Source organism: Verrucomicrobiaceae bacterium, from assembly GCA_016713035.1.
In the GTDB taxonomy this organism is placed as follows: Bacteria; Verrucomicrobiota; Verrucomicrobiia; order Verrucomicrobiales; family Verrucomicrobiaceae; genus Prosthecobacter.
In genome coordinates, this window is the sequence record JADJPW010000007.1 from 360277 (window position 1) to 379869 (window position 19593).

16 protein-coding genes are annotated in these 19593 nt (G+C 60.0%); 7 read left to right on the top strand and 9 right to left on the bottom strand.

Annotated elements, in window-relative coordinates:
• The first annotated feature begins 105 nt into the window (after nucleotides 1–105).
• Nucleotides 106–1722, top strand: a complete 1617-nt coding sequence (locus IPK32_21020) for a hypothetical protein (GenBank protein MBK8094372.1) — start codon at nucleotides 106–108, stop codon at nucleotides 1720–1722.
• An 8-nt stretch (nucleotides 1723–1730) separates the two neighbouring features.
• On the opposite strand, the gene ychF is transcribed toward IPK32_21020, so the two are convergent.
• The 6 genes from ychF to IPK32_21050 form a co-directional block, all read right to left on the bottom strand.
• Complete coding sequence (gene ychF / locus IPK32_21025; GenBank protein MBK8094373.1) at nucleotides 1731–2846, bottom strand: redox-regulated ATPase YchF; 1116 nt, start codon at nucleotides 2844–2846, stop codon at nucleotides 1731–1733.
• 378 nt (nucleotides 2847–3224) lie between these two features.
• Entirely contained in the window at nucleotides 3225–3587 is a 363-nt protein-coding gene (locus tag IPK32_21030; protein MBK8094374.1) for a nuclear transport factor 2 family protein, read from the bottom strand.
• 123 nt (nucleotides 3588–3710) lie between these two features.
• The gene (locus IPK32_21035; GenBank protein ID MBK8094375.1) at nucleotides 3711–4037 is read right to left on the bottom strand and encodes a nuclear transport factor 2 family protein; all 327 of its coding nucleotides are present in this window, start codon (nucleotides 4035–4037) and stop codon (nucleotides 3711–3713) included.
• 126 nt (nucleotides 4038–4163) lie between these two features.
• Nucleotides 4164–4961, bottom strand: coding sequence for a class D beta-lactamase (locus IPK32_21040; GenBank protein ID MBK8094376.1), 798 nt, complete (start codon nucleotides 4959–4961; stop codon nucleotides 4164–4166).
• A 137-nt stretch (nucleotides 4962–5098) separates the two neighbouring features.
• Nucleotides 5099–6850 carry a hypothetical protein gene (locus IPK32_21045; protein MBK8094377.1) on the bottom strand — a complete coding sequence of 584 codons (1752 nt, stop codon included), beginning with the start codon at nucleotides 6848–6850 and terminating at the stop codon, nucleotides 5099–5101.
• 204 nt (nucleotides 6851–7054) lie between these two features.
• The gene (locus tag IPK32_21050) at nucleotides 7055–7645 is read right to left on the bottom strand and encodes a hypothetical protein (protein ID MBK8094378.1); all 591 of its coding nucleotides are present in this window, start codon (nucleotides 7643–7645) and stop codon (nucleotides 7055–7057) included.
• A gap of 167 nt (nucleotides 7646–7812) precedes the next feature.
• Between IPK32_21050 and IPK32_21055 the strand changes: the two genes are divergently transcribed.
• Nucleotides 7813–8184 (top strand): hypothetical protein, encoded by a 372-nt coding sequence (locus IPK32_21055; protein MBK8094379.1) that lies wholly within the window; start codon nucleotides 7813–7815, stop codon nucleotides 8182–8184.
• Nucleotides 8185–8739: 555 nt separating this feature from the next.
• On the opposite strand, the gene IPK32_21060 is transcribed toward IPK32_21055, so the two are convergent.
• Complete coding sequence (locus IPK32_21060) at nucleotides 8740–9015, bottom strand: hypothetical protein (protein MBK8094380.1); 276 nt, start codon at nucleotides 9013–9015, stop codon at nucleotides 8740–8742.
• Between the two features lie 357 nt (nucleotides 9016–9372).
• Here IPK32_21060 and IPK32_21065 point away from each other — a divergent pair, with 357 nt between their 5' ends.
• Both IPK32_21065 and IPK32_21070 read left to right on the top strand, forming a co-directional pair.
• Nucleotides 9373–10131, top strand: a complete 759-nt coding sequence (locus IPK32_21065; protein ID MBK8094381.1) for a hypothetical protein — start codon at nucleotides 9373–9375, stop codon at nucleotides 10129–10131.
• Between the two features lie 68 nt (nucleotides 10132–10199).
• Entirely contained in the window at nucleotides 10200–12764 is a 2565-nt protein-coding gene (locus IPK32_21070) for a hypothetical protein (GenBank protein MBK8094382.1), read from the top strand.
• On the opposite strand, the gene IPK32_21075 is transcribed toward IPK32_21070, so the two are convergent.
• Together IPK32_21075 and xth are read right to left on the bottom strand one after the other, a co-directional pair.
• Complete coding sequence (locus IPK32_21075) at nucleotides 12677–14857, bottom strand: UvrD-helicase domain-containing protein (protein ID MBK8094383.1); 2181 nt, start codon at nucleotides 14855–14857, stop codon at nucleotides 12677–12679. The two genes, IPK32_21070 and IPK32_21075, sit on opposite strands and share 88 nt — an antisense overlap.
• Nucleotides 14817–15575, bottom strand: a complete 759-nt coding sequence (xth, locus tag IPK32_21080) for an exodeoxyribonuclease III (protein ID MBK8094384.1) — start codon at nucleotides 15573–15575, stop codon at nucleotides 14817–14819. The genes IPK32_21075 and xth overlap by 41 nt, the downstream gene beginning before the upstream one ends.
• 75 nt (nucleotides 15576–15650) lie before the next feature.
• Between xth and IPK32_21085 the strand changes: the two genes are divergently transcribed.
• The 3 genes from IPK32_21085 to IPK32_21095 all read left to right on the top strand — a co-directional run bounded on the left by IPK32_21085 (nucleotide 15651) and on the right by IPK32_21095 (nucleotide 19511).
• Nucleotides 15651–16607: a hypothetical protein gene (locus IPK32_21085; protein ID MBK8094385.1), complete on the top strand. Its 957-nt coding sequence runs from the start codon at nucleotides 15651–15653 to the stop codon at nucleotides 16605–16607.
• A gap of 100 nt (nucleotides 16608–16707) precedes the next feature.
• Nucleotides 16708–18246 carry an FHA domain-containing protein gene (locus tag IPK32_21090; protein ID MBK8094386.1) on the top strand — a complete coding sequence of 513 codons (1539 nt, stop codon included), beginning with the start codon at nucleotides 16708–16710 and terminating at the stop codon, nucleotides 18244–18246.
• 287 nt (nucleotides 18247–18533) lie between these two features.
• Entirely contained in the window at nucleotides 18534–19511 is a 978-nt protein-coding gene (locus IPK32_21095) for a hypothetical protein (protein ID MBK8094387.1), read from the top strand.
• Nucleotides 19512–19593: the final 82 nt, after the last annotated feature.

The following is a 19593-nucleotide window of genomic DNA, read 5'->3' on the forward strand; positions in this document are numbered from 1 at the left end:
GGAGGCAAGGGTGGCGATACTAACCCGCTCTGCCACTTGCGCAAGCTACTCTTGAGGTCTGGCTGATTGACCGTGTGCGGGCCATGCGTTCTTAGTGCGCTCCGCATGTTGACTCCCTCGCACTCCACCCCGCCACCCGCCGCTCCCCGTGCGGCACGCGGCAGGCCGCCGTCGCCGTGGGAGCTGGATCACGAGTGGCGCAGTGCCCCACGCAGGCAGGAGGAGCCGCCGCCGCCCACGCCTGCCCCACGCCGACAGGCCGCACGGCCGCTGCCCACGGCTACCGAGCCTGCCGAGCAGGAAGACGAAAACGATGACCGCCTAGAGAGCAGACGCAGTGCAGAGTCCGTCATGGAGCCCCGCGCTGCTGTGCATGCCCCGCGCCGGCAGGCCGAGCCCCGCCCCGCAGCTACCGCGCCTCCCCAGCGCCCAGCGCCGCTGCATCTGCCGCGCAGCAGTGCCTGGCCAGCCATGATTTTTCTCAGCCTGGGGCTGCTGGTGTTCGTCTTTCTCGCGTGGCAGTACTTGGATGATGTGAAACCGGGTGCAGATGATGATCTCCGCCCACGCCGCCCCATCGACCAGACCGCTGTGACGAAAATGCCGGAGAAGGTGCGCACCTTCCTGGAGTCTCTAGTCCCGCCCCCACAGGGCACGACACCCGGCACACCACCGTGGCTGTGGGAGACACCCACGCTCTCCAAATTCGTCACTTTGAATGGTGCTGCGCTCGATAACCTGCGTGATCTGCTGGAGGAGGCCGATTGGCATCCCGCGCATGCCGCGTGGCACATGACGGATCTCGGTAGCGACTCACGCTGGCGGCTCGCCTTTCTCGTGAAGCAGGCCCAGGCAGCCTATGTCGCCCGCAAAGGGCAGGAAGAGGACGCCTTCACCGCAGCAGTCGATCTGGCAGATCTGGCCTGGCGTCTGGAGCAGATCTGGGCCTGGCCCAGCTTTTACTCACGCTCGCTGGAGGCACACCAGATGGCCGCCCAATCCCTCGCCGCCCAGTTGCAAAACACACGCCTACCAGAGCCCCTGCTGCGCCTGCACCAGAGCCAGTACAGCGCCCGTGAGCCGAAGGTGGAGGCCCTCACCCAGGCCCTCGGAGCCTTCTATTTCCATGAGAAAAAGCTCCTCCTCGGTGCGGAGAGTGGCGAGCCGCCCGATACCATGCCCGCCGGTGCCCAGCTCCGCCGCCCAGGCCGTTTATTCTTCAAGCCCAGCGCCACGCTCCAGCTCTTTGCCAATGAAATACGCCAGCTCCAGATGGAGGCACGTGCACCTCTGGCCAATACCGGCCTCGTCACCACCCAGGCCCCATCCTCCGCCCGCCAGCGCGGCTATCAGCCGAACTCCGAGGGCGAGGTCTATTTCGCCGCACGCATGGCGGGCTACCGCTCCCTACCGGCCCAGCTCGCGCTCGCTCGTGCACGCTGCGGGCTGGTGAATACCCTCTTTGCCCTGCACCGCCATGTCGCCGCGCAAAAGACCCTCCCCGTCACCCTCGATGCGCTGAAACCGCACTTCCTCAGCGATCTGCCGCCAGATCCCTTCTCCGCCAGCCCACTGCTCTATGATCGCTCCCGTGGACTGCTCTGGTCCGTAGGCACAGACTTCAAGTCCCAGGGCGGCCAGCCCACCTCACCGCCCATGCATGATGAAGCCGAGCCCACGGTGGAAATCGGCATCAAAATCGCGGTCGAGGCCTCCAAGTGACGACGTGATCACACGTTGAATCGCCACTCCACCACGTCGCCGTCCTTCATGACGTATTCTTTGCCCTCGATGCGCAGTTTCCCCTTCTCGCGGCACTTTGCATACGAGCCTAGCTCCACCAGATCATGATACGGCACGATTTCACCTGCGATGAATCCACGCTCAAAATCACCGTGGATCACCCCCGCCGCCTGCGGGGCCTTCATGCCCTTCACGATGGTCCATGCACGCGTTTCCTTCTCCCCGGTCGTCAGATAGGTCTGTAGGCCCAGCAGGTCATACACACCCTTGATCAGGCGTGACACACCACTGTCCGTCACACCGATGTCTGCCAGGTAAGCCTTTGCCTCCTCCTCACTCAGGTCGATCAATTCACTCTCGATCGCAGCACTCACCACCACCGCACTGGCCTCATGCGCATGCTTCACATACTCACGCACCTTGCCCACAAAGGGATGATTATCCGGGTCATTCGAGGCAGCGGCCAGATCGCCCTCCGCCACATTGCAGGCAAAGATACAGGGCTTTGAGCTCAGCAGGAAAAAGCTCTTCACCAGCTTCCGCTCATCCTCCGTCATCTCCAGCGTCACCGCAGGCTTACCGGCATCGAAATGCGGGATCAGCCGCTCACAGATCGCCAGCTCCGCCTTCGCCTCTTTTTCGCCTCTTTTGGCATTCTTCTCGGCCTTATCCTTCCGGCGCTGGATCGCATCCATATCCGCCAGGATCAGCTCTGTATTGATCACCTCGATATCGGCCACCGGATCGATAGCGCCGCTCACATGCGTGATGTCGCCATTTTCAAAGCAGCGCACCACATGCACGATCGCATCCGTCTCACGGATATGGCTCAGAAATTTATTCCCTAGGCCCTCTCCTTGGCTCGCGCCCTTCACCAGGCCCGCGATGTCCACGAACTCGATCGCCGCCGGGATCAGCTTGGACGAGCCAGAGATCTTCGAGAGCACCGCCAGCCGCTCATCCGGCACCGTCACCACCCCATTATTGGGCTCGATGGTGCAAAACGGGTAATTTGCCGCCTCCGCCTTTCGGGTACGGGTGACAGCATTAAAGAGAGTGGATTTGCCTACATTCGGTAGGCCGACGATTCCGGCGCGTAGCATAAGTGGGGCGCGATGGTAGGGCCGAATACCAAATGAGCAAGACGTGACTCTCTCAACCCTGCCCGTTTTCGATCCCCACACCCTCCCCCAAGACCCCGGACCCCCTTTCCGAGCCGCAACCCCTCCCCAAATCGAGCCATTCCCGCGAAGCAACGTACTCCTCTCGCTCCGCGAGAGGAACCCAGCGTGTGGCCAAACCGGTATGAAGCCTCTCCTCACCCAAAGGGTTGAATACAAGAGATGGAACCGCTGATATGACGCTAATTTAACGCTGATATTTGGTTTGGGATTAGCGTCGGGTCAGCGTCAAATTAGCGGTTAAAAAATCACAAAACCTTAGGACGCGAGGCATCGTAGGGCGATTGGGTTAGCCGCAAATCAGTCAAGAGTCTTGGCTCCAGCGATGCTCCAAACTCTGGCGATTCTGTCTCCTCGGACTTCATAAATCATAATCATCCTGAGCTGACCCGACCCTTCAGGAAAGGTGCGGGTAATCTCTTCGTGATCGATCACCGTCTGGCCCATCACAATCCTGCTCAACAACTGTGCATGAAGGTTGGGCTCTTGGAACCGAGCGATGAAACGCTCCCTCAATACCGCCGAACCGCTGGCGAGAAGAGTGGCTGGGTGCTCAAACATCTCAGCATCCTCCGCGTATATGGACAGAAGTGCCTCGACGTCGCGGCTATTATAGGCGTCAAGCTGCCGCTGAACTACGGCTGCAGGCTCTGTGTGAGTCATGGGATGCGTTGAAATTAGGCGAACGTTGTTTAGCCACACTCAATTGTGGGCGAATCAGATTCGTCCACCGCTTTTTATGGACTCACAGCGTTGAAATCGTGGGGTGTGACGGGTGGCCTAGGCTCAGGCTTTGATGAGCAGCGTAGCGATCTTGTCGTCCTTGAGTGTGAAGGAGTAACGAAGCTGCACCGGGCTTCCGGGGAAATTCCCGCTGACTCCGGCCGTGACGGCAAGCTGCTCGCCGTCGCGTGTCACGCCAGTCACGTCCACCGTCGGCTTCGTGTCTGCGGTAGCCCGGTCAATCCACGCTGCGATTTCGGCACCGTAGTAATCATTGGCCTCGTCGTTGACATGGGCATCGGCGGTGAACAGCGACAGGAAATCCGCAAACTCCCGTGTGTTGGTGGCGTGGAAGAAGGCAGCAATAACCGGTGGTAGGTCTATGTTCATGGCTTGGTTGTGAATGCTTGGCTCGAGTGATTGCTTGCTCGTTCTGGGAGGGACGCGTGAGCGACGCCATATCAAAGTTCAAGCGATGGCGACCCCACTAGGGAGCAACAACCTTGTTTCCGCATGCTATTCTATTCCATGTTTGGGAAGAATGTTGAGCGTGAAAAGAATGGACTCAGTAATCTTGCGGGCGGTGATCCCGGAAGGGTTTTCACCCCCGGTGATGCGGGTGGCGAAAAGATAAAGCCCCGATGGGCTGGTAACGCTGCCGATAAACCAACCGAGGATCGGGACATTCTTCTTCGCACTTCCGGTCTTGCCACGGAAGACCGTTTGGCCGGCTTGCGAGAGTGTCATAATATCGAGCACCATGTCCACATTCTTGGCGGAAAAGGGTAATTTGCGAGCGTGAAGGCAGCGCAGAAACTCCACCTGCTCGTCAGGCGAAATGGTCAGAGAGCTCTGAAGCCAGAATTGGGTCACGCCGCCGGTCAGGTCATTGTTGCCGTAACCGACGTTAGGAATGATTTGCTGGTAACGTTCCAACCCGATGCGCGTTGCCAAAGCCTGATAATACCAAACGCAGGAAGTGGTAAAGGCGCTCCGCAAAGTCTGGTCTTGATTCCAAGACTCAATGGAACGGCGAGTGCCATCCCAAGGGAGCCTGAAATCAGCGCCGCTGGCCACACCAGTCTCCAAAGCTATCAGTGAGTTGAGCACCTTGAACGTCGAGCACGGGGAAGTGCGGGTGTGGCATTCTTCGGGCTGGTAGCGGAGCCAGCGCTGCTGCGCCTCATCGTAGAGCACGAAGCCACCGGAGTAAGAACCGAACTCTGCCGAAAGGTCGCGCTCCACGGAAGTTTCAGCGGCGAACGCGGGAGCCGACAACAGCACCAATAAGTTAAGAATGTAGCTCAGTTTCACGGGCGGCGTGCTAGTTGGGCGAACGTTGTTTAGCCACACTCAATTGTGGGCGAATCAGCTTCGTCCACCGTTTTTTGTGGAATCACAAAGTTGAAATCGTGGGATGTTTCTAGGCTCCATGTTCGACGGAGCGAGATCTACTTTGCTGGTGCAGCGTCTGTGATGGGGGTGAAGACCAGCTTCAGCAGGCCGGGGAGATTTTCGGCGGGTTGGTAGCTGAGGGTGAGGTGGTATCGCTCGCGGTAGGCTTGCTTGAGCGTGCGCATGATGAAAAGCATCTCTTCTTTGTTTGTTTTGCCTGCGAGATAGACGGCGGGCTGTCGGGCGAGCGAGGGGAAGACAGCTTTCGGATCAAGACCGAGGGTAGCGAGTTGTGCATCGAGCAGCGGGGACTGGTTCAGCCAGCCTGCGGAGAGCACCCGGCGCAGCGGTAGGTCCTTCGTGGAGCGCAGAGGCGAGATGTCACGCACATCGATGGCACCTGCGGGGCTGTACACGATGGCGTCGGCGGGTAGGTGCTGACTCCAGGTTTGTAGCATCGCATCGAGCTTGCGCTCTCGCTCCTGCACTTGGCCGGTCCACTGCACACAGTAGAGGTAGAAGGCGTGCAGAGGATAAAGAGCCAGCAGCATGGCCAAAGCACCACTCCAGAGGCTCGCACGCTTCGTCGGCGTGTGCTCGGTGGGCTGCGGAGCTAGGCTGGAGATGAAAAACTGCGCTGCTAGGGCGGAGAGCACCACACCAGCCATCACGCGGACGGGCAGCCGATTCACGACGACATCGAGATAGTAGAGCAAGGCGAAGGCACTGGCGAAGGTGAGCACGCTCACGGCCACACGGCGGCGACTCCATGCAGCGGAGACGAGCCAAGCCGCTACGAGCAGCCAGTAGAGAGGGTGCAGCTGCATGTACTCCACCACCTTGGCAAAAAACCGCGCCAGGGGCCTCTGCACGGCGGGTGGCTTGGCCTCACTGGAGTTGCGCGAGAGTGCCTCCTGCACCACGGCGGCTGGTTTGGCAGGAGAGATGCGCTCTGCATCCAAGTACTGCCAGGTGAAGAGCATGTTGAAGTCGTTCGCATCGAAGCCGTGCTTCGCGAAAAGGGACTCGTCCCACTTCACGCGCTTGGTATCGAGGATTTCGGATTTGGCATGGTTCAGTTGCTTCCACTGTTGCCAGCTTTCGCTCCGGTAGCAGAGCTCGGCACTGGTCTGGGTCAAAAACAGCCCCGCAGCCGATGCCGCGATGAACAGCCGTGGTCGCCGCCAGCTACTGCGCAGCAGCCAAAACACACCGCAGAGCAGTGGAATGGAGAGGCCCCAGACCATCCAGGCACTCTCTAGCCGCAGCATGGCCCCAGCGGCCAGCAGCACGGTGGCGAAGCTGGCCTCAAAACGGCTCCAGCGGGTCTCGTCTGCTCTTTGGATCAAAATCGAGCACCACAGCGTGACGCCGCCGATGCAGGCAAAGGCCGCAACGAGCGTGAATTGCAGATTCGACAGCAGCAGGCCAGTGGCGACGGCAGCGGCGATCCATAGCAGCGCACGCAGCAGCCCATCTCCGCGCATACGCAGGATGGACGCCAGCCAGCCCATGAGTGAGAGCGAGGCGATGAGAAGGAGCAGCGTGCCATGCCAGCCATGCGCAGGCGCTAGGCGATAGAGGCCGCTGAGCACCCAACCATACAATGGATGGATAAAAACGAGCAGCGGAGAGCCTGCGGGATCCGTCCAGACACCAGCGGCGATCATATCCATGCCGATGTCGTCATTGGTATTGTAAGCGGGCCTACCGATGAGGCTGAGATAGGCGATGAAGCAGACCACGGAGACGAGGAATGCCTCGATCCAAACGCGGCGGGCTGGACGAGGGAGAGCGGGAGATGGCATGAGCGCTGTGTTTTTACCCGCTCGCGTGAAGTGAAGTCCACCGATTCTTTTTTGCCCTGTCTATAAGTAGCCAGGCTCAAAATTGTCATTGTTGTTGCCGATTCGCTTAACTTTGTCCACCAGGACCAGGGAGGGGGGGCAACAATAATATCTCAGCGAGATATTCGAGCTATTCCACCCGATTCGGCGTTGGTCGATGACAAATCATTTCGGAACATATCCTCGACGAACACAGAAGGGGGAAAAGGTTGTCGCATACCATGCGATGGCCTCTGAGACGTAATGCATGATGGATGCAGCCTTGAGACCTGTAAAACCCTCCTCATGGCTCCACTCATAAACGAAAGTGTCATCAGCGCCAAGAGCAACGGCGGCATTGAAGCCGTCGTTACCTCCGACGAATACCATCTGCTTTGGTATCTCAGGCACAAAATCGACATAAAACATGTTCTCGCGAAGAAAGTCCGCAGGAGTGAACAGGAAGTTGTGATGCTCAATCGAGATGCCTGGTGCCACCGCCCATAAAGACATCAGTTCTTTTGGCAGCTCATACTCAGTTCGGGCAACGATCTGCTTGAGCAAGGCATCAGTCAGCACTTCTCCCACAGTCACCTCAGGAATCCTGGCTTGTAGCCTAGCGAACCATCTCTCGTGTGCTTCGCCCTCCTGAGGACATATTTGCTTGTAGAGGTCAACTCCAAAGCTGTTGTGATCGTGAATCCCTGATGCCGATCTCACTGTGGAATATTCCTTCGGAGGCGATTTAGCGGGGATGCCCATATCATCGAGGTTCAAGGGAGGATTGATCTATCGTTGCTTGGCCGAACGAAGAAGCAGCAGAGTAATATCTCAGCGAGCTATTCGTGAAAGAGCTGAAAACTCGGAAAGGTAATAATACGGGCGAACTGAGATATGCACCAGGGACATCCTCTGGGTTTGGAGGAAAAACATGCAAATGATAAATGAACAATAAAATCATCAAGTTGCTAATCTTGTTAGCTTTCATCCTCAACGATGCGGCAACTCTTGCCGCGGATGTAAAGCTAATCACTTTTAAAGAATTCAAAAGAAACCACCCTGAATTTTCAATTCTGGCGGCTGAGAAGTCCTTAATGGAACCGGACCCTAAAACATTAGCTTTTATATTCAAAGACCTAGGTCACGAGGGGAAATCGTACAATCATTGGTTCACGGCTTTTTTCGGTTCCACCAAGTGGGTTGTGTATGTATTGGCACATACAGAAATTGAAAACCATTACGTCTTGTATCGCTTGAATCCGGATACAGGTGAGCCCGTGGAAAAATGCTTTTTCTTGAGACATGAGGTGAATTGAACTCAAATAAGCACTGCATCGCTAGTTCTCCGTTCCCGCACTTTTTACTCGTTCCCTGCGAAATAAGTAGGTTGAGTTGGGTATGAGAATCGCGGGCTGTTTCTGGCGAAGCCTATCTGCATGTTCGGGGAGCGGCGTTGAGCCACTGCCGAGCGAACCAGTAGTAAATGCAAAACCAACATACCACATCATACGACAAAAGAAGTACTACACCTGGGAAAGGATGTCCATGCTGTATCCAAAGTCCCGGAGAGGGCCGATGATAAATAGCCACAGGCTGCCCCGCCAGGGATGAGGCAGAGCCGACGAAGGGGGCCAACGGACTGGACCAAGCTGCATCATGGAGCTGAGGTGAAAATCAAAGCTCAGTGATCTGACTGGAGCTACCCGGTTCAGCCGAGCGTAGGGAGCCGGAGAGCAGCGGAGATAGCCAGCCGAAGGCTGCCCGCAGGGCAAGCGAAGCGCCGTCAAAGCCGCATGCCGGGTGGTGTGGGAGGGGTGACAGGCGCAATCCTGTCACCTCCACCCGATTAGGCGGAGTTGTGATGGACTCTCTCATTTTCGTTTTCCGTTTGCTCGGTCTACCATCGCCTGCACGTCTGCGACCGTCAACGCGCCCAACCAGTCGGGCATGACCCAGATGACGTTCGAGCAAAACTTCCCGTGCTCGTCTTGCAAGCGAAACGCGATGGTGTGGTCGCGTGGTGCGCGATGGCCGCCGTAATCACTATGAGCACCGAATACTGGCACGAGCTTCGGGAAAGCCTCGCGGATGACTCGCCGTGCGTGTGCCATCTCTTGCTTCGTAGCTTTTCTGTTCTGATTGCCCATAACGGAGTGATGTTCGAACGCGGCCGCCGTCGTTTAGCCACACTAAATTGTGGGCGAATCTGATTCGTCCACCGCTTTTTGTGGATGAACAGGGTTCAGGGAAGGGAGAGGTGGCCATTCACCCAAAGCCGGTTGGATGGATCTGCGGGGTTTTTTGCCTAGCGGTGCTCCTGGGATGAATCTGTGACCGGATGCGGAGCGGGACGCGGCTTTTTGCCAGATGGGTTTTCCACACAGGAAGCGGGGGGCTTCGGAGTGGCGATGTCGCGGGCTGCTTGCGCTTTGCATCTGCTTCAGCGACATTTCATGCCGCCCCAGTGGGCGGCATTGATTCCGCCTGTAACCAACATTGATCCCATGAGCAAAAAAAAGCATGCACCAGCCGCACCCCAAAAAGAGGCATCGATGAGGGTGCTGTGGTTGGTGTTTGGCATCATCGGTTTAGCGGTGCTCGCCTTGGGCTGGAAAATCATCTGGGGTGGCCCCGTCGTGCCCAAAGCAGCGCCTCCTCCCTCGGTGGAGCTGGTGAATGGTGATTTCGAGGCTGACGAGCCTGATCCCTGGCACTCGCTGGAGGGGAATCTACAGTGGGGGCCTTTCTCCCTGGGCTCTGAGACGACTGCGGACGGTAAGACCAATCACTTTGCCAAAGTCCGTGCGGAGGCTAGCGCCCCGCCTGTGAGCCTGCGGGTCTTTGGCACGGTGCAGGAGCTCGTGATCCGCAAGGGCCTGCCCGAGAAGCTCGACTTCCGCTGCCGCGTCGCCCAGGAGAAGAAGCTCTGCTCCAAGCAGTATGCGCAGGCCGTGGCCATCTTTACGCCCGCATCGGGCACGAATGTGCAGCTGCGCCATATCCTCCACGGAGTCGATACGCAGCCGTATCAGATGGGGAATGCACGCTTTGTCATGAATCCGGCTTTTCAGGAAAAGGACGGCTGGAGGCATTACTCGCTGCCGCTGCGGGAAAAATTCGCCCAGGAGTATCCTGGCCAGGATTTTACCAAGGGCACGCTGCGCCTGCTCTTTGAGGCGAGGTATGATGACCTACCTAGCAGCGTCGCACCCGGAGAGGTGCCGCTGGAGATGCACTACGATGATGTTCGTGCCGATCTCTAGGCCATGCATGGCTGGGGGCGGCTCTTTTTTGAATATCTGCGTGCTCAGGGGCGTCTGTTGAGGCCGCCATGAAGCTCCCGCCTGCTTTTTATGCCTATGCCGCACTCTGCGGCCTCCTCGTCCTCATCAGCAGTTGTGAAAAGGCGGTGCCGCCTGCTCCCATCGTGCAAGCACCGGTGCCTGCGCCTGCGCCGGTGCCAAATGCGGCCGAGCTAGCTGCTGCCCGCGATGCGCTGGCTCGGCAGGCTCTGGAGATCGAGACGCGTGCGGCCCTGCTGGACAAGCAACTGGCCGAGATGGAGCAAAAACTCCAGCAGCAGGAGAATGAGACTCTGCGGGGCCAGCTAGATGCGCTGAAGCAGCAGAACGACTCGCTGCGCACGCAGGCGGATACGGCTCGTCGTCAGAGTGAGAGCCTGAGCAGCCGCCTGGCGGCGCAGGTGCCCGTGAGTCCCATCGCGGCTACTCCGTCTAGCACGGCACCGCGTGATACGGCGGTGTTTTACGACAGCCTGGCACCGTATGGGCGCTGGATCGATGTGCGGGGGCATGGGCGGTGCTTTCAGCCACGGTTGGCCCGCTCACGCACCTGGCGGCCCTATTTGGACGGACGCTGGGTGTGGAGCACCTACGGCTGGACTTGGCAGACGAATGAGCCCTTTGGCTGGGCGACGTATCACTATGGGCGCTGGCTCCAGCTAGTCACCTACGGCTGGGTGTGGGTGCCGGGCTCGCAGTGGGCCCCGGCGTGGGTGGCGTGGCGGCAGAGCACGGACTGCGTGGGCTGGGCTCCCCTGCCACCCGAGCCGAGCCTGACGTACGCCTCTGTGCGGCGTGATTGCGACACACGCTACCGCTTGGGGCCAGCTAGCTACACCTTCATCCGCAGCACGCATTTCACCCAGCCTAGCTACTCCACCTGCTACCAGCCACTGAGCTACAACACCACGATCTTTAAAAACACGGTGAACATCACCCAGATCGTCTCCGCAGGTGGTCATGGCACGGTGAATGTCTTTTCGCATCTCGGAGGCCCGCCCCGCGTGCAGATCGAGCAGATTTGCCACCAAAGAGTGCCGGAGGTCCAGATCCCCACGCTCAGGCCGGATCAGATCGTCGCGGCACGTCCAGATCGCCGCCTAGGGCAGCCCCAGACGCCTGCGATCATCGAGCTCCCGGCCATCCAGCCCGGCACCTTGCCCGTAGCGCCACCGAAGGCGGCCGAAGTCATCGAAAAACCCGTCGTGGCAGATGCCTTCGCCGGAGCGAGCAGTGCGCAGCGGCAGGAAATCCAGCAAGCCATCCTGGAGGATCAAAATCGTGTCCTCATGGCCGATACGCCACGCCCGCCGCCTGCCGCACCTTTGACCATCGCGACGGTGCCCACCACCGCACCCGTCCAGCCCACGGTCGATCCATCCTCCACGGTGGTCCATGTCAGCACGGAGACCGTGCTGCCCGCTGAGTTGCCCGCGACGGCACCGCTCGTCATTCCCACAGCACAGCCACCGAGCCTCCCCAGCACTCCGACGGACACTGCTACCGCAGTCGTCGTCCCCTCTGCACAGGCTCCCGCCACTCTGGAGCTGCCCACAGCGGTTCCCACTGCCCCAGCGATGCCTGTGCTCACCGCAGAGCCCGCCATACCTGCCGAATCCCAGCCCTTAGCTACTCTCGCTACAGCCATTCCGGCACCTGCTGCTGCTGCTCCGGTTCCTACACCAGATGCCCTCTCTGGGGCCTCCGCACCTGCACCGGCCATGATCCCCGCAGCACCGGTCGTACTCACCGAGCCTGCAGCTCCTACTGTGGCCACCCCTGCTGCCCTGCCCGCCGCATTACCCGCCGCATTGCCAGAGCTCCCAGCACCCGTCGTCCCAGCCGAGTCCATAGCGCCTGCGCCTGCTCCCATCATGGCGCAGGAAGCTGCCCCCGCACCCGAAGCCGCACCCGCGCAGCCCCCAGCTCCCCAAGAGCCGCCTGCGGTCATCCAGCCCCCTGCCCCGTCTGCGGAAGCCCTCAGCGCCCAACAAGCCGCCGCCGAGGAGCAAGCCCGCAAAGTCGCCGAGGAATCCGCCCGCCAGGCCCAAACTCAAGCCCAGGAGCAAGCCATGCAGCAGCAACAACAGCAGCAGCAGCAGCAAATGCAGGCCCAAGCCGCCGCCGCCGCTCAACAAGAAGCCACCGCCCGCCAACAAGCCGAAGAAGCGCAGCGCCAAGCCCAGATGGAGGGGCAACGTCAGGCCCAAATGGAAGCCCAACGCCAAGCCGAAGAACAAGCCCGCCGTGCCGCGAAGAAGCGCAACGCCAAGCCCAGATGGAAGCCCAACGCCAAGCCGAAGAACAAGCCCGCCGCGCTGCCGAAGAAGCCCAACGTCAGGCTCAAATGGAAGCGCAGCGCCAAGCCGAAGAGCAAGCCCGCCGTGCTGCGGAAGAAGCCCAACGCCAAGCTCAGATGGAAGCGCAACGTGCTGCCGAGGAGGCCGCTCGCCGCGCTGCTGAAGAAGCGGCCAGGAAGCCCGATGCGCCGCAGTGAGCGCCGACCTCACCCATCCGCCAGCATCGCACGCAGGCCGGCGAAGAAGTTGGTGTTCTCCTCCACGGTGACGGTTTCTTTCATGTGGCGGCTGTAGTCCATCTCGTGGACGAATTTCCGGTCCAGCTCCAAAAGGAAGGGGCTGGGTGCGGAGGACTGTTTTTGGCCCCATTTGAACCGGGTGCGGGTGAAGCTGATGGTGAGCCGCTGCTTCGCACGCGTGATGCCGACGTAAAAGAGCCGCCGCTCTTCATCCACGCGGCCTTCCTCGAAGCTGCGGCGATGCGGCAGGATGCCCTGCTCGATGCCGGGGAGATACACGATGGGGAACTCTAGCCCCTTGGAGGCATGCAGGGTGATCAAGCACACGCCTTTTTTCTTTTCGATGTCGTCTTTGTCCTCACGCTCGTCATTGAGGCTGATTTGATCGAGATAGCCCGTGAGGCCGTCTTGGCGGTTTTCTTCGTCGTAGGCGTGCATGGTCTTCACCAGCTCCACGACGCCGGTTTCCCAGCGGATGTTGTCCTCGGGGTTTTTGGCACCTTTTTTCAGCCAGGGGAGGTACTGGGTCTCTACGAGCAGCATGTCGGCCATCTGGCCGATGGAGGTGCCGGGGGTGTTCGCGGCGCCGTGGTATTTGTTGATGAGGGTGATGAAGCCGCGCACGGCGAGGCGTGCCTTTTCCGGAATCTGGCGCTGCCAATCAGGGTCGCAGAGGGCTACCCACACGCTGTGGTGCTTTTCCACGCTGCGCTCACGGGCCAGATCGGCGATGGATGGGGTGATGCCGCGTGCGGGCACATTGATGATGCGCAGCAGGTCGATGTCCGAGTGCGGATTGGCGATGACCTTCATGTAGGCGATGATGTCCTTCACCTCGCGGCGGTCGAAGAAGCTGCGGGCTCCGACCACGCGGTAGGGGATTTTGCGGCCTCGGAAGGCCTGCTCCAGCACGCGGGACTGGTCATTGGTGCGGAAGAGCACGGCGAAGTCCTCCCACTCGCGCTTTTCGGCGAAGTGGATGCTTTCGACTTCCTTGGCCACCATGTCGGACTCTTCTTTTTCGTCGTTGGTGATGACGATGCGGACGGGATCACCTTTGTCATTGCGGCTCCAGAGGCTCTTCGGGCGGCGGCCGGCGTTGTTTTTGATCAAACTGTTCGCGGTATGCAGGATGGGGGTGGTGCTGCGGTAGTTCTCCTCCAGCTTCACCACGTGCGGATTGGGGAAGAAGTTCTCAAACTGCGTGATGTTCGTGATCTCGGCACCGCGCCAGCCGTAGATGCTCTGATCATCATCACCGACGACGCAGACGTGGTAAGGCGCAGGCACCAGGGCCTTCAGCAGCCGCATTTGCAGACTGTTCGTATCCTGGAACTCATCGACCATCACGTAATGATGCCGCTGCTGCACCTGGAGGCGCACATCGGCGTGCTTTTCGAGCAGCTCCACGCCCAGCACCAGCAGGTCATCGAAGTCCATCACGTTGCGTGCCCGCATCTCATTCACATAGCGCTCCATGATGGCGGCATCGGTGGACTCCTGAGCATCCCCGAGCGTGGAGCCATCATTTTTCGCTTTGCTGATGCGGGCGAGCATCACCCCGGCATCGAGGCTCTCCTCCGCCGTGAGCAGGTCTTTGAGGATCTGTTTGATCAGGCTCTCCTGCTCTGCCTGGCTGTAGATGACGAAGTTTTTCTTGTACCCGAGATGCTCCGCGAACTCACGCAGCAAGCGTGCACTGAAGGCGTGGAAGGTGCCGATGACCACTTTCTTGCCCAGGCCATCTCGCACCATGCCTTTGACACGCTCACGCATCTCATTGGATGCCTTGTTGGTGAAGGTGACAGCGAGGATGTTTTTCGGGTGGATGCCCTCATTGACCATGTGGGCGATGCGGGCCGTGATCACGCGTGTCTTGCCCGTGCCCGCACCAGCGAGGATGAGTAGCGGCCCCTGGATATGGGTGGCTGCCTCACGCTGCTGGGGATTGAGTGTACCAGTGAATCCGCTCATGCCACGCCTCTCCTCACCGCCATGCGTACCCCGCATCGCGTGCTCGCGATGATGCAGTGTGGTGCGCAGGAAAACGGGTGATTCATGCCCTGCCCATGCCACGCCACGCTCATGATGCAAGTGAGTGATCGCCTCACCCCACCACCATCTCCACCGGGCAGTGGTCGCTCCCATGCACATCCGCGCGGATCGTGCAGGACTTCAGCGCCGGACGCAGCGCGGCAGACGCCAGCCAGTAATCCAGACGCCACCCGATATTCTTCGCTCGGGCATCCGGCGTGCGCTGCGTCCACCACGTATAGCAGCCCAGCTTCGTCGGCTCAAACACCCGGAACACATCCAGAAAGCCCGCCTCCAGATGCTGACCGAAACTGGCCCGCTCCGCATCGCTAAAGCCCGGATTCATACGATTCGACCGCGGATTCGTCAGATCGATCTCCAGGTGGGCGCAGTTCAGATCCCCACAGGCCAGCACCGGCTTCCTGCCCTCCAGCGTCCTCAAATGAGCCCGGTAGGCCGCATCCCAGCTCAGGCGGTAATCCAGCCGCGCCAGCGCCATCTGCGCATTCGGCGTATAGACATTCACCACATAGAAATCGGGGAACTCCACCGTGATCAGCCGCCCCTCACGGTCATGCTCCGCCACCCCCAGGCCGATGCTACTCGTCTGGAATGGCACACGACTCAGCACCAGCGTCCCCGAGTAGCCCTTCTTCTCCGCGCTCGACCACACCGCCTCGTAGCCAGAGAACCACCCCAGATCCACCTGCTCCGCCTGCGCCTTCGTCTCCTGCAGGCAGATCACATCCGCATCGCAATCACGCAGATACTCCCGTAGGCCTTTGTTGAGAGAAGCACGGATGCCATTGACGTTCCAGGTAGTGAGTTTCATGCGGGGCCCGCCTGCATAGTCGGCAATGTGCTTGCCGCAAACGCCGCGCGGCGCATCATCCGCGCACTTCGACACATGAAATCTGCGCTCCACCTCCTCCTCGCCGCTTTGCTGGCCGCCTCATCCACCTTCGCCGCTGAAGAAGAAAAAAAAGCCGAAACAGCGCCCGAGCCCAAACCAGACCCCACCGAGTCACTCTTCAAAGGCGCCGAAAAGCCCGTGGACATCGGCGGATTCGGCAGTGACCAGCCCATCGAGCGTGCAGACATGCCCACACGCGGCGTTTTGAAATTCGCCAAAGGCACCTTCACCCGCACCGCGCAGCAGCATTGGGAGCAGTTCGACTGGAAGCCCTTCACCATGAAGCGCTGGGGCCGCTACCACGTCCGCCTCACCTACACCCTGAAGTTCGCCTTCCTACCCAGCCTCTTCAAAATCGGCACCCAATCACTCAAGCACCCCCTCACCGCCGCACAGGCCCCGAACTCGATGTACCTCGGCACCATCTACATCGACAAACCGGGCGAATATGGCTGCTCCTTCTACGCACCCAGCTCCGCCGCCGAGTCCAGCCTCGACGTCATCGAGCTCGCCCTCATCCCCGCCCCAGAAGGCCCCCCGCCCACCCAGGCCGGCGATGGCAAAATCATCCTCCCCGCCAGCTCCGCCACCACCTGGTCCGAAACCATGCGCTACGAGCCTAAACCCGAAAAAAACTGCCTCGGCTACTGGACCAGCCCCGATGACCACGCCGAATGGGAATTCGAAGTCACCCAACCCGGCAAATACGCCCTCAGCATCATCCACGGCTGCGGCGACGGCAACCACGGCAGCGAAATCCTCGTCAAAGTCGCCGGCAAAGACCTCCAATTCACCACCCAGGACACCGGCGGCTTCCAAAAATGGAAAGAACTCCCCATCGGCGAAATCGAGCTCCCCGCAGGCACCACACGCCTCCTCGTCGATCCATTGACCAAAGCCAAATCCGCCGTCCTCGATATCCAGCGCCTCGAACTCAAACCCGTGAAGTGACTCAGGCGGCTCCCCGCACCGCAGCACCTCCCCTGCGCTTGCTTCCCGCCCAAATCACCGCCATGACTACCCGTACTCCCGCTCCCGCATTTCACTAACCATGGCAAAAATCACCTTCGTTTTCGAAGACGGACAGGATGTGGTGGTCCCCATCGACGAACGCGTCACCATCGGCCGCGCCGAGGACAATGACGTCGTCGTCGAGGACGAGCGCCTCTCCCGCTATCATGCCGAGCTGCTCATGAACGCAGACGGCAGCGTCCAAGTCTTCGATCAGCAATCCCGCACCGGCACCTTCGTCAACGGACAGCGCATCATCAGCCACACCCTCCTCCACGGCGACAAGCTCTCCTTTGGCCCCCTCCAGGCCATCCTCGACCTCGAGCACCCTGCCAACATACCCCAATCAAAACCCACCCTCCCCGCCCCGCCTAAAAAGACCGCCCGCGTCCCCGTCACCACCCCACAGACCGCCTCAGCAGCACTCGATCCCGGCCTCAGCGTCACCACCCGCGTCCCCGTCACCACCACCCGCGAGCGCCAGGCAGATGCAGCCGTCCGCCAGGCAGAAAACCGGCTCGCCCTCCTCCAAGTCGCCGAAAAACAAGCCCGTGAATCCTCCCGCGAGTGGACCCAGTCCCTGGAAAAAATCCAGCTCGACCACGCCGCACGCCAGCTCGAATTTCAGCAGCTCACCCACCAGATCGCCCAGGCAGAAGCCCGCCTCCAAGACCTCCAAACCAACGAAAAAGCCCACCTCGCCGCCCTCCAACGCGAAACCGGCGAAACCCTCCAAAAACAGCACCAAGAGCTCGAAGCCAAAAAAACCGAATTAGCGGAACTCACCGCCCAACTCGAAAAAAACCGGACCCAGCTCCAAAGCCTCGAAAAAGACCTCGCCACCCGCCAGAGCCTCCTCGACACCGCTCGCAGCGAACTCACCGCGCTCCAATCCACTGCCCGCGAAGCCCAGCGCCTCACCACCGAGCAACGCGACCTCGCCCACAGCGCCGCCGAGCAGCTCACCGCCCTCCAACAGCGCCACACCGCGCTCCAGGCCCAAGTTGACACCCTCCAGCACACCCAGCAGCAGCTCACCCACACACAAAACGCCCTCACCGAAGCCGAAGCACGCCAGAAAGCCCTCCACACCGCCCTCCAGTGCCTCAGCCAAGACCGAGAAAGCCATGAAACCGCCCTCACCCGGCTCGAAACCCAAGCCGCCACCGCCCAAGAGCAGCTCCACGTCACCCGCCAGCAGCAAGCAGAAGAAACCCGCCGCCTGGAAGAAATCCGCAGCCGTATCGCCGAGCTCCAAGCCCAGCACTCCGCCCCGCTCAAAGACCTAGAAAACGACATCGAAGCCGCCCGCCAAGAACTCGCCACCCTCCGTGCCGAACTCCGCCCCATGCGCAACTGGCACCACGACATGCGCCGACGTCACTCCCGCCTCGCCACCCTCCCTCCTGGCTCTGCGGACGCCCAAGAGTTAAAAGACGAAATCCAGGCCGAACTAGAGCACCTCCACCAGCTCATCATCACCCCATCCAACGAGACCCCTCAGACCATCCAGGCCGAGCTCCTCCCCGTCTCCCCCGTCCCCATGAAATCCGCCACCGTCCGGCCCCGGCAGTCCTGAGACCCCCGCAAGAAATCTGCGGCAACAATAAGGTACTAAATCTCTGCAATATAATTGTTGCCACAACGGATAACTTTATTCAAGATTGGGGTCTTCACGCTAACTACGCCTACCACTCCAGTCCCATGAACACTGTTGCGCCCTCCTCCCATGAGTTAAATGCTTCCAAGGCGGATCTAGAAAAGCAGCTCATCGGCGTGAATGCGAAGACGGGGCCGTATTTGCGCTCGGGGCGGGGCTCCAGGCGGATTCGGGGGTTTCAGGCGCAGACGAATTGTTTCCACGTGATGTCCCGCACCTGTGGCGGGGCGGTGTTTTGGGATGATGTGGAGAAGGAGGCGCTGCGGAGGGTGATCTGGCGGCTGACGGAGTTCTGCGGATTGAGGGTGCTGACTTACTGCGTGATGGGAAACCATTTTCACCTGTTGCTGGAGGTGCCGGATCAGAAGCGGTGGCTCGAAGAGCAGTTTGGGGGTCTCAGCGACGCGGAGGGCGAGGAGAAGCTCTTTCGGCATCTGCGGGTGCTTTATAGCAAAGCGTTCGTGGAGGGGCTGCGGGAAGAGTTTGAGGAACTGAGAAAGCGTGGCTCAGAGGGGCTGGTGCGGTGGCGCTTGGAGTTGCTGAAGAGGCGGTTTTGCAATTTGCCGGTGTTCATGCAGGAATTGAAAACACGATTTACGAAGTGGTACAACAAGCGTCACAAGCGCAAGGGCACGTTGTGGATGGATCGGTTCCGCAGTGTGCTGGTGGAGGGGAAAGGGAACCCTCTTCTCGCAATGGCGGCGTATATTGATCTGAATGCGGTGCGAGCGGGGATGGTCGTGGACCCGAAGGATTACCGGTGGTGTGGTTATGCGGAGGCGCTGGGAGGGAACAAGGAATGCCAGCGTGGTATTTGCCGAGTGACGGGGCGAAATATGGGGGAGAAGGATTGGGTGAAGAGCGGAGCGCGGGAGGGGTATCGGCAGATGTTGTTTTCGGTGGGGCGAGAGGTGAAAACGGCGGATGGGAAGGCTGTGGCTCGGCGTGGGGTGAGTGAGCAGCAGGCGGAGGAGGTTTTGGCGCAAAAAGGGCGGCTATCGCTGGTTGAGTTGGTGCGCTCGCGGGTGCGGCATTTCACGGAGGGGGCGGTGATTGGCTCGGAGGATTTCGTGAATGCGTATTTTCAGGGGCATCGAGCGTGGTTTGGTCCATCGAGAAAGGATGGGGCGAGGCGGATTCGAGTTTCTGAAGGTGGGCTCCATGCGCTGCGGGATTTGAGATGATGCATGGTGCAGAAAATGGGGCCCATGCTGAAAAATCAGCAACCTGTGCTTGACGATTTGACGGCCTGCTGATAATTCAGCA

Excerpts from the sequence above, each read along its gene's own strand:
- IPK32_21075 (MBK8094383.1), bottom strand. The coding sequence starts at position 14,857 with ATGGGAGCGACCACTGCCCGGTGGAGATGGTGGTGGGGTGAGGCGATC.
- IPK32_21030 (MBK8094374.1), bottom strand. The coding sequence starts at position 3,587 with ATGACTCACACAGAGCCTGCAGCCGTAGTTCAGCGGCAGCTTGACGCC.
- IPK32_21085 (MBK8094385.1), top strand. The coding sequence starts at position 15,651 with ATGAAATCTGCGCTCCACCTCCTCCTCGCCGCTTTGCTGGCCGCCTCA.
- IPK32_21070 (MBK8094382.1), top strand. The coding sequence starts at position 10,200 with ATGAAGCTCCCGCCTGCTTTTTATGCCTATGCCGCACTCTGCGGCCTC.
- IPK32_21055 (MBK8094379.1), top strand. The coding sequence starts at position 7,813 with ATGAACAATAAAATCATCAAGTTGCTAATCTTGTTAGCTTTCATCCTC.
- IPK32_21095 (MBK8094387.1), top strand. The coding sequence starts at position 18,534 with ATGTCCCGCACCTGTGGCGGGGCGGTGTTTTGGGATGATGTGGAGAAG.
- xth (MBK8094384.1), bottom strand. The coding sequence starts at position 15,575 with ATGAAACTCACTACCTGGAACGTCAATGGCATCCGTGCTTCTCTCAAC.
- IPK32_21065 (MBK8094381.1), top strand. The coding sequence starts at position 9,373 with ATGAGCAAAAAAAAGCATGCACCAGCCGCACCCCAAAAAGAGGCATCG.
- IPK32_21090 (MBK8094386.1), top strand. The coding sequence starts at position 16,708 with ATGGCAAAAATCACCTTCGTTTTCGAAGACGGACAGGATGTGGTGGTC.
- IPK32_21035 (MBK8094375.1), bottom strand. The coding sequence starts at position 4,037 with ATGAACATAGACCTACCACCGGTTATTGCTGCCTTCTTCCACGCCACC.
- IPK32_21045 (MBK8094377.1), bottom strand. The coding sequence starts at position 6,850 with ATGCCATCTCCCGCTCTCCCTCGTCCAGCCCGCCGCGTTTGGATCGAG.
- IPK32_21020 (MBK8094372.1), top strand. The coding sequence starts at position 106 with ATGTTGACTCCCTCGCACTCCACCCCGCCACCCGCCGCTCCCCGTGCG.
- IPK32_21060 (MBK8094380.1), bottom strand. The coding sequence starts at position 9,015 with ATGGGCAATCAGAACAGAAAAGCTACGAAGCAAGAGATGGCACACGCA.
- ychF (MBK8094373.1), bottom strand. The coding sequence starts at position 2,846 with ATGCTACGCGCCGGAATCGTCGGCCTACCGAATGTAGGCAAATCCACT.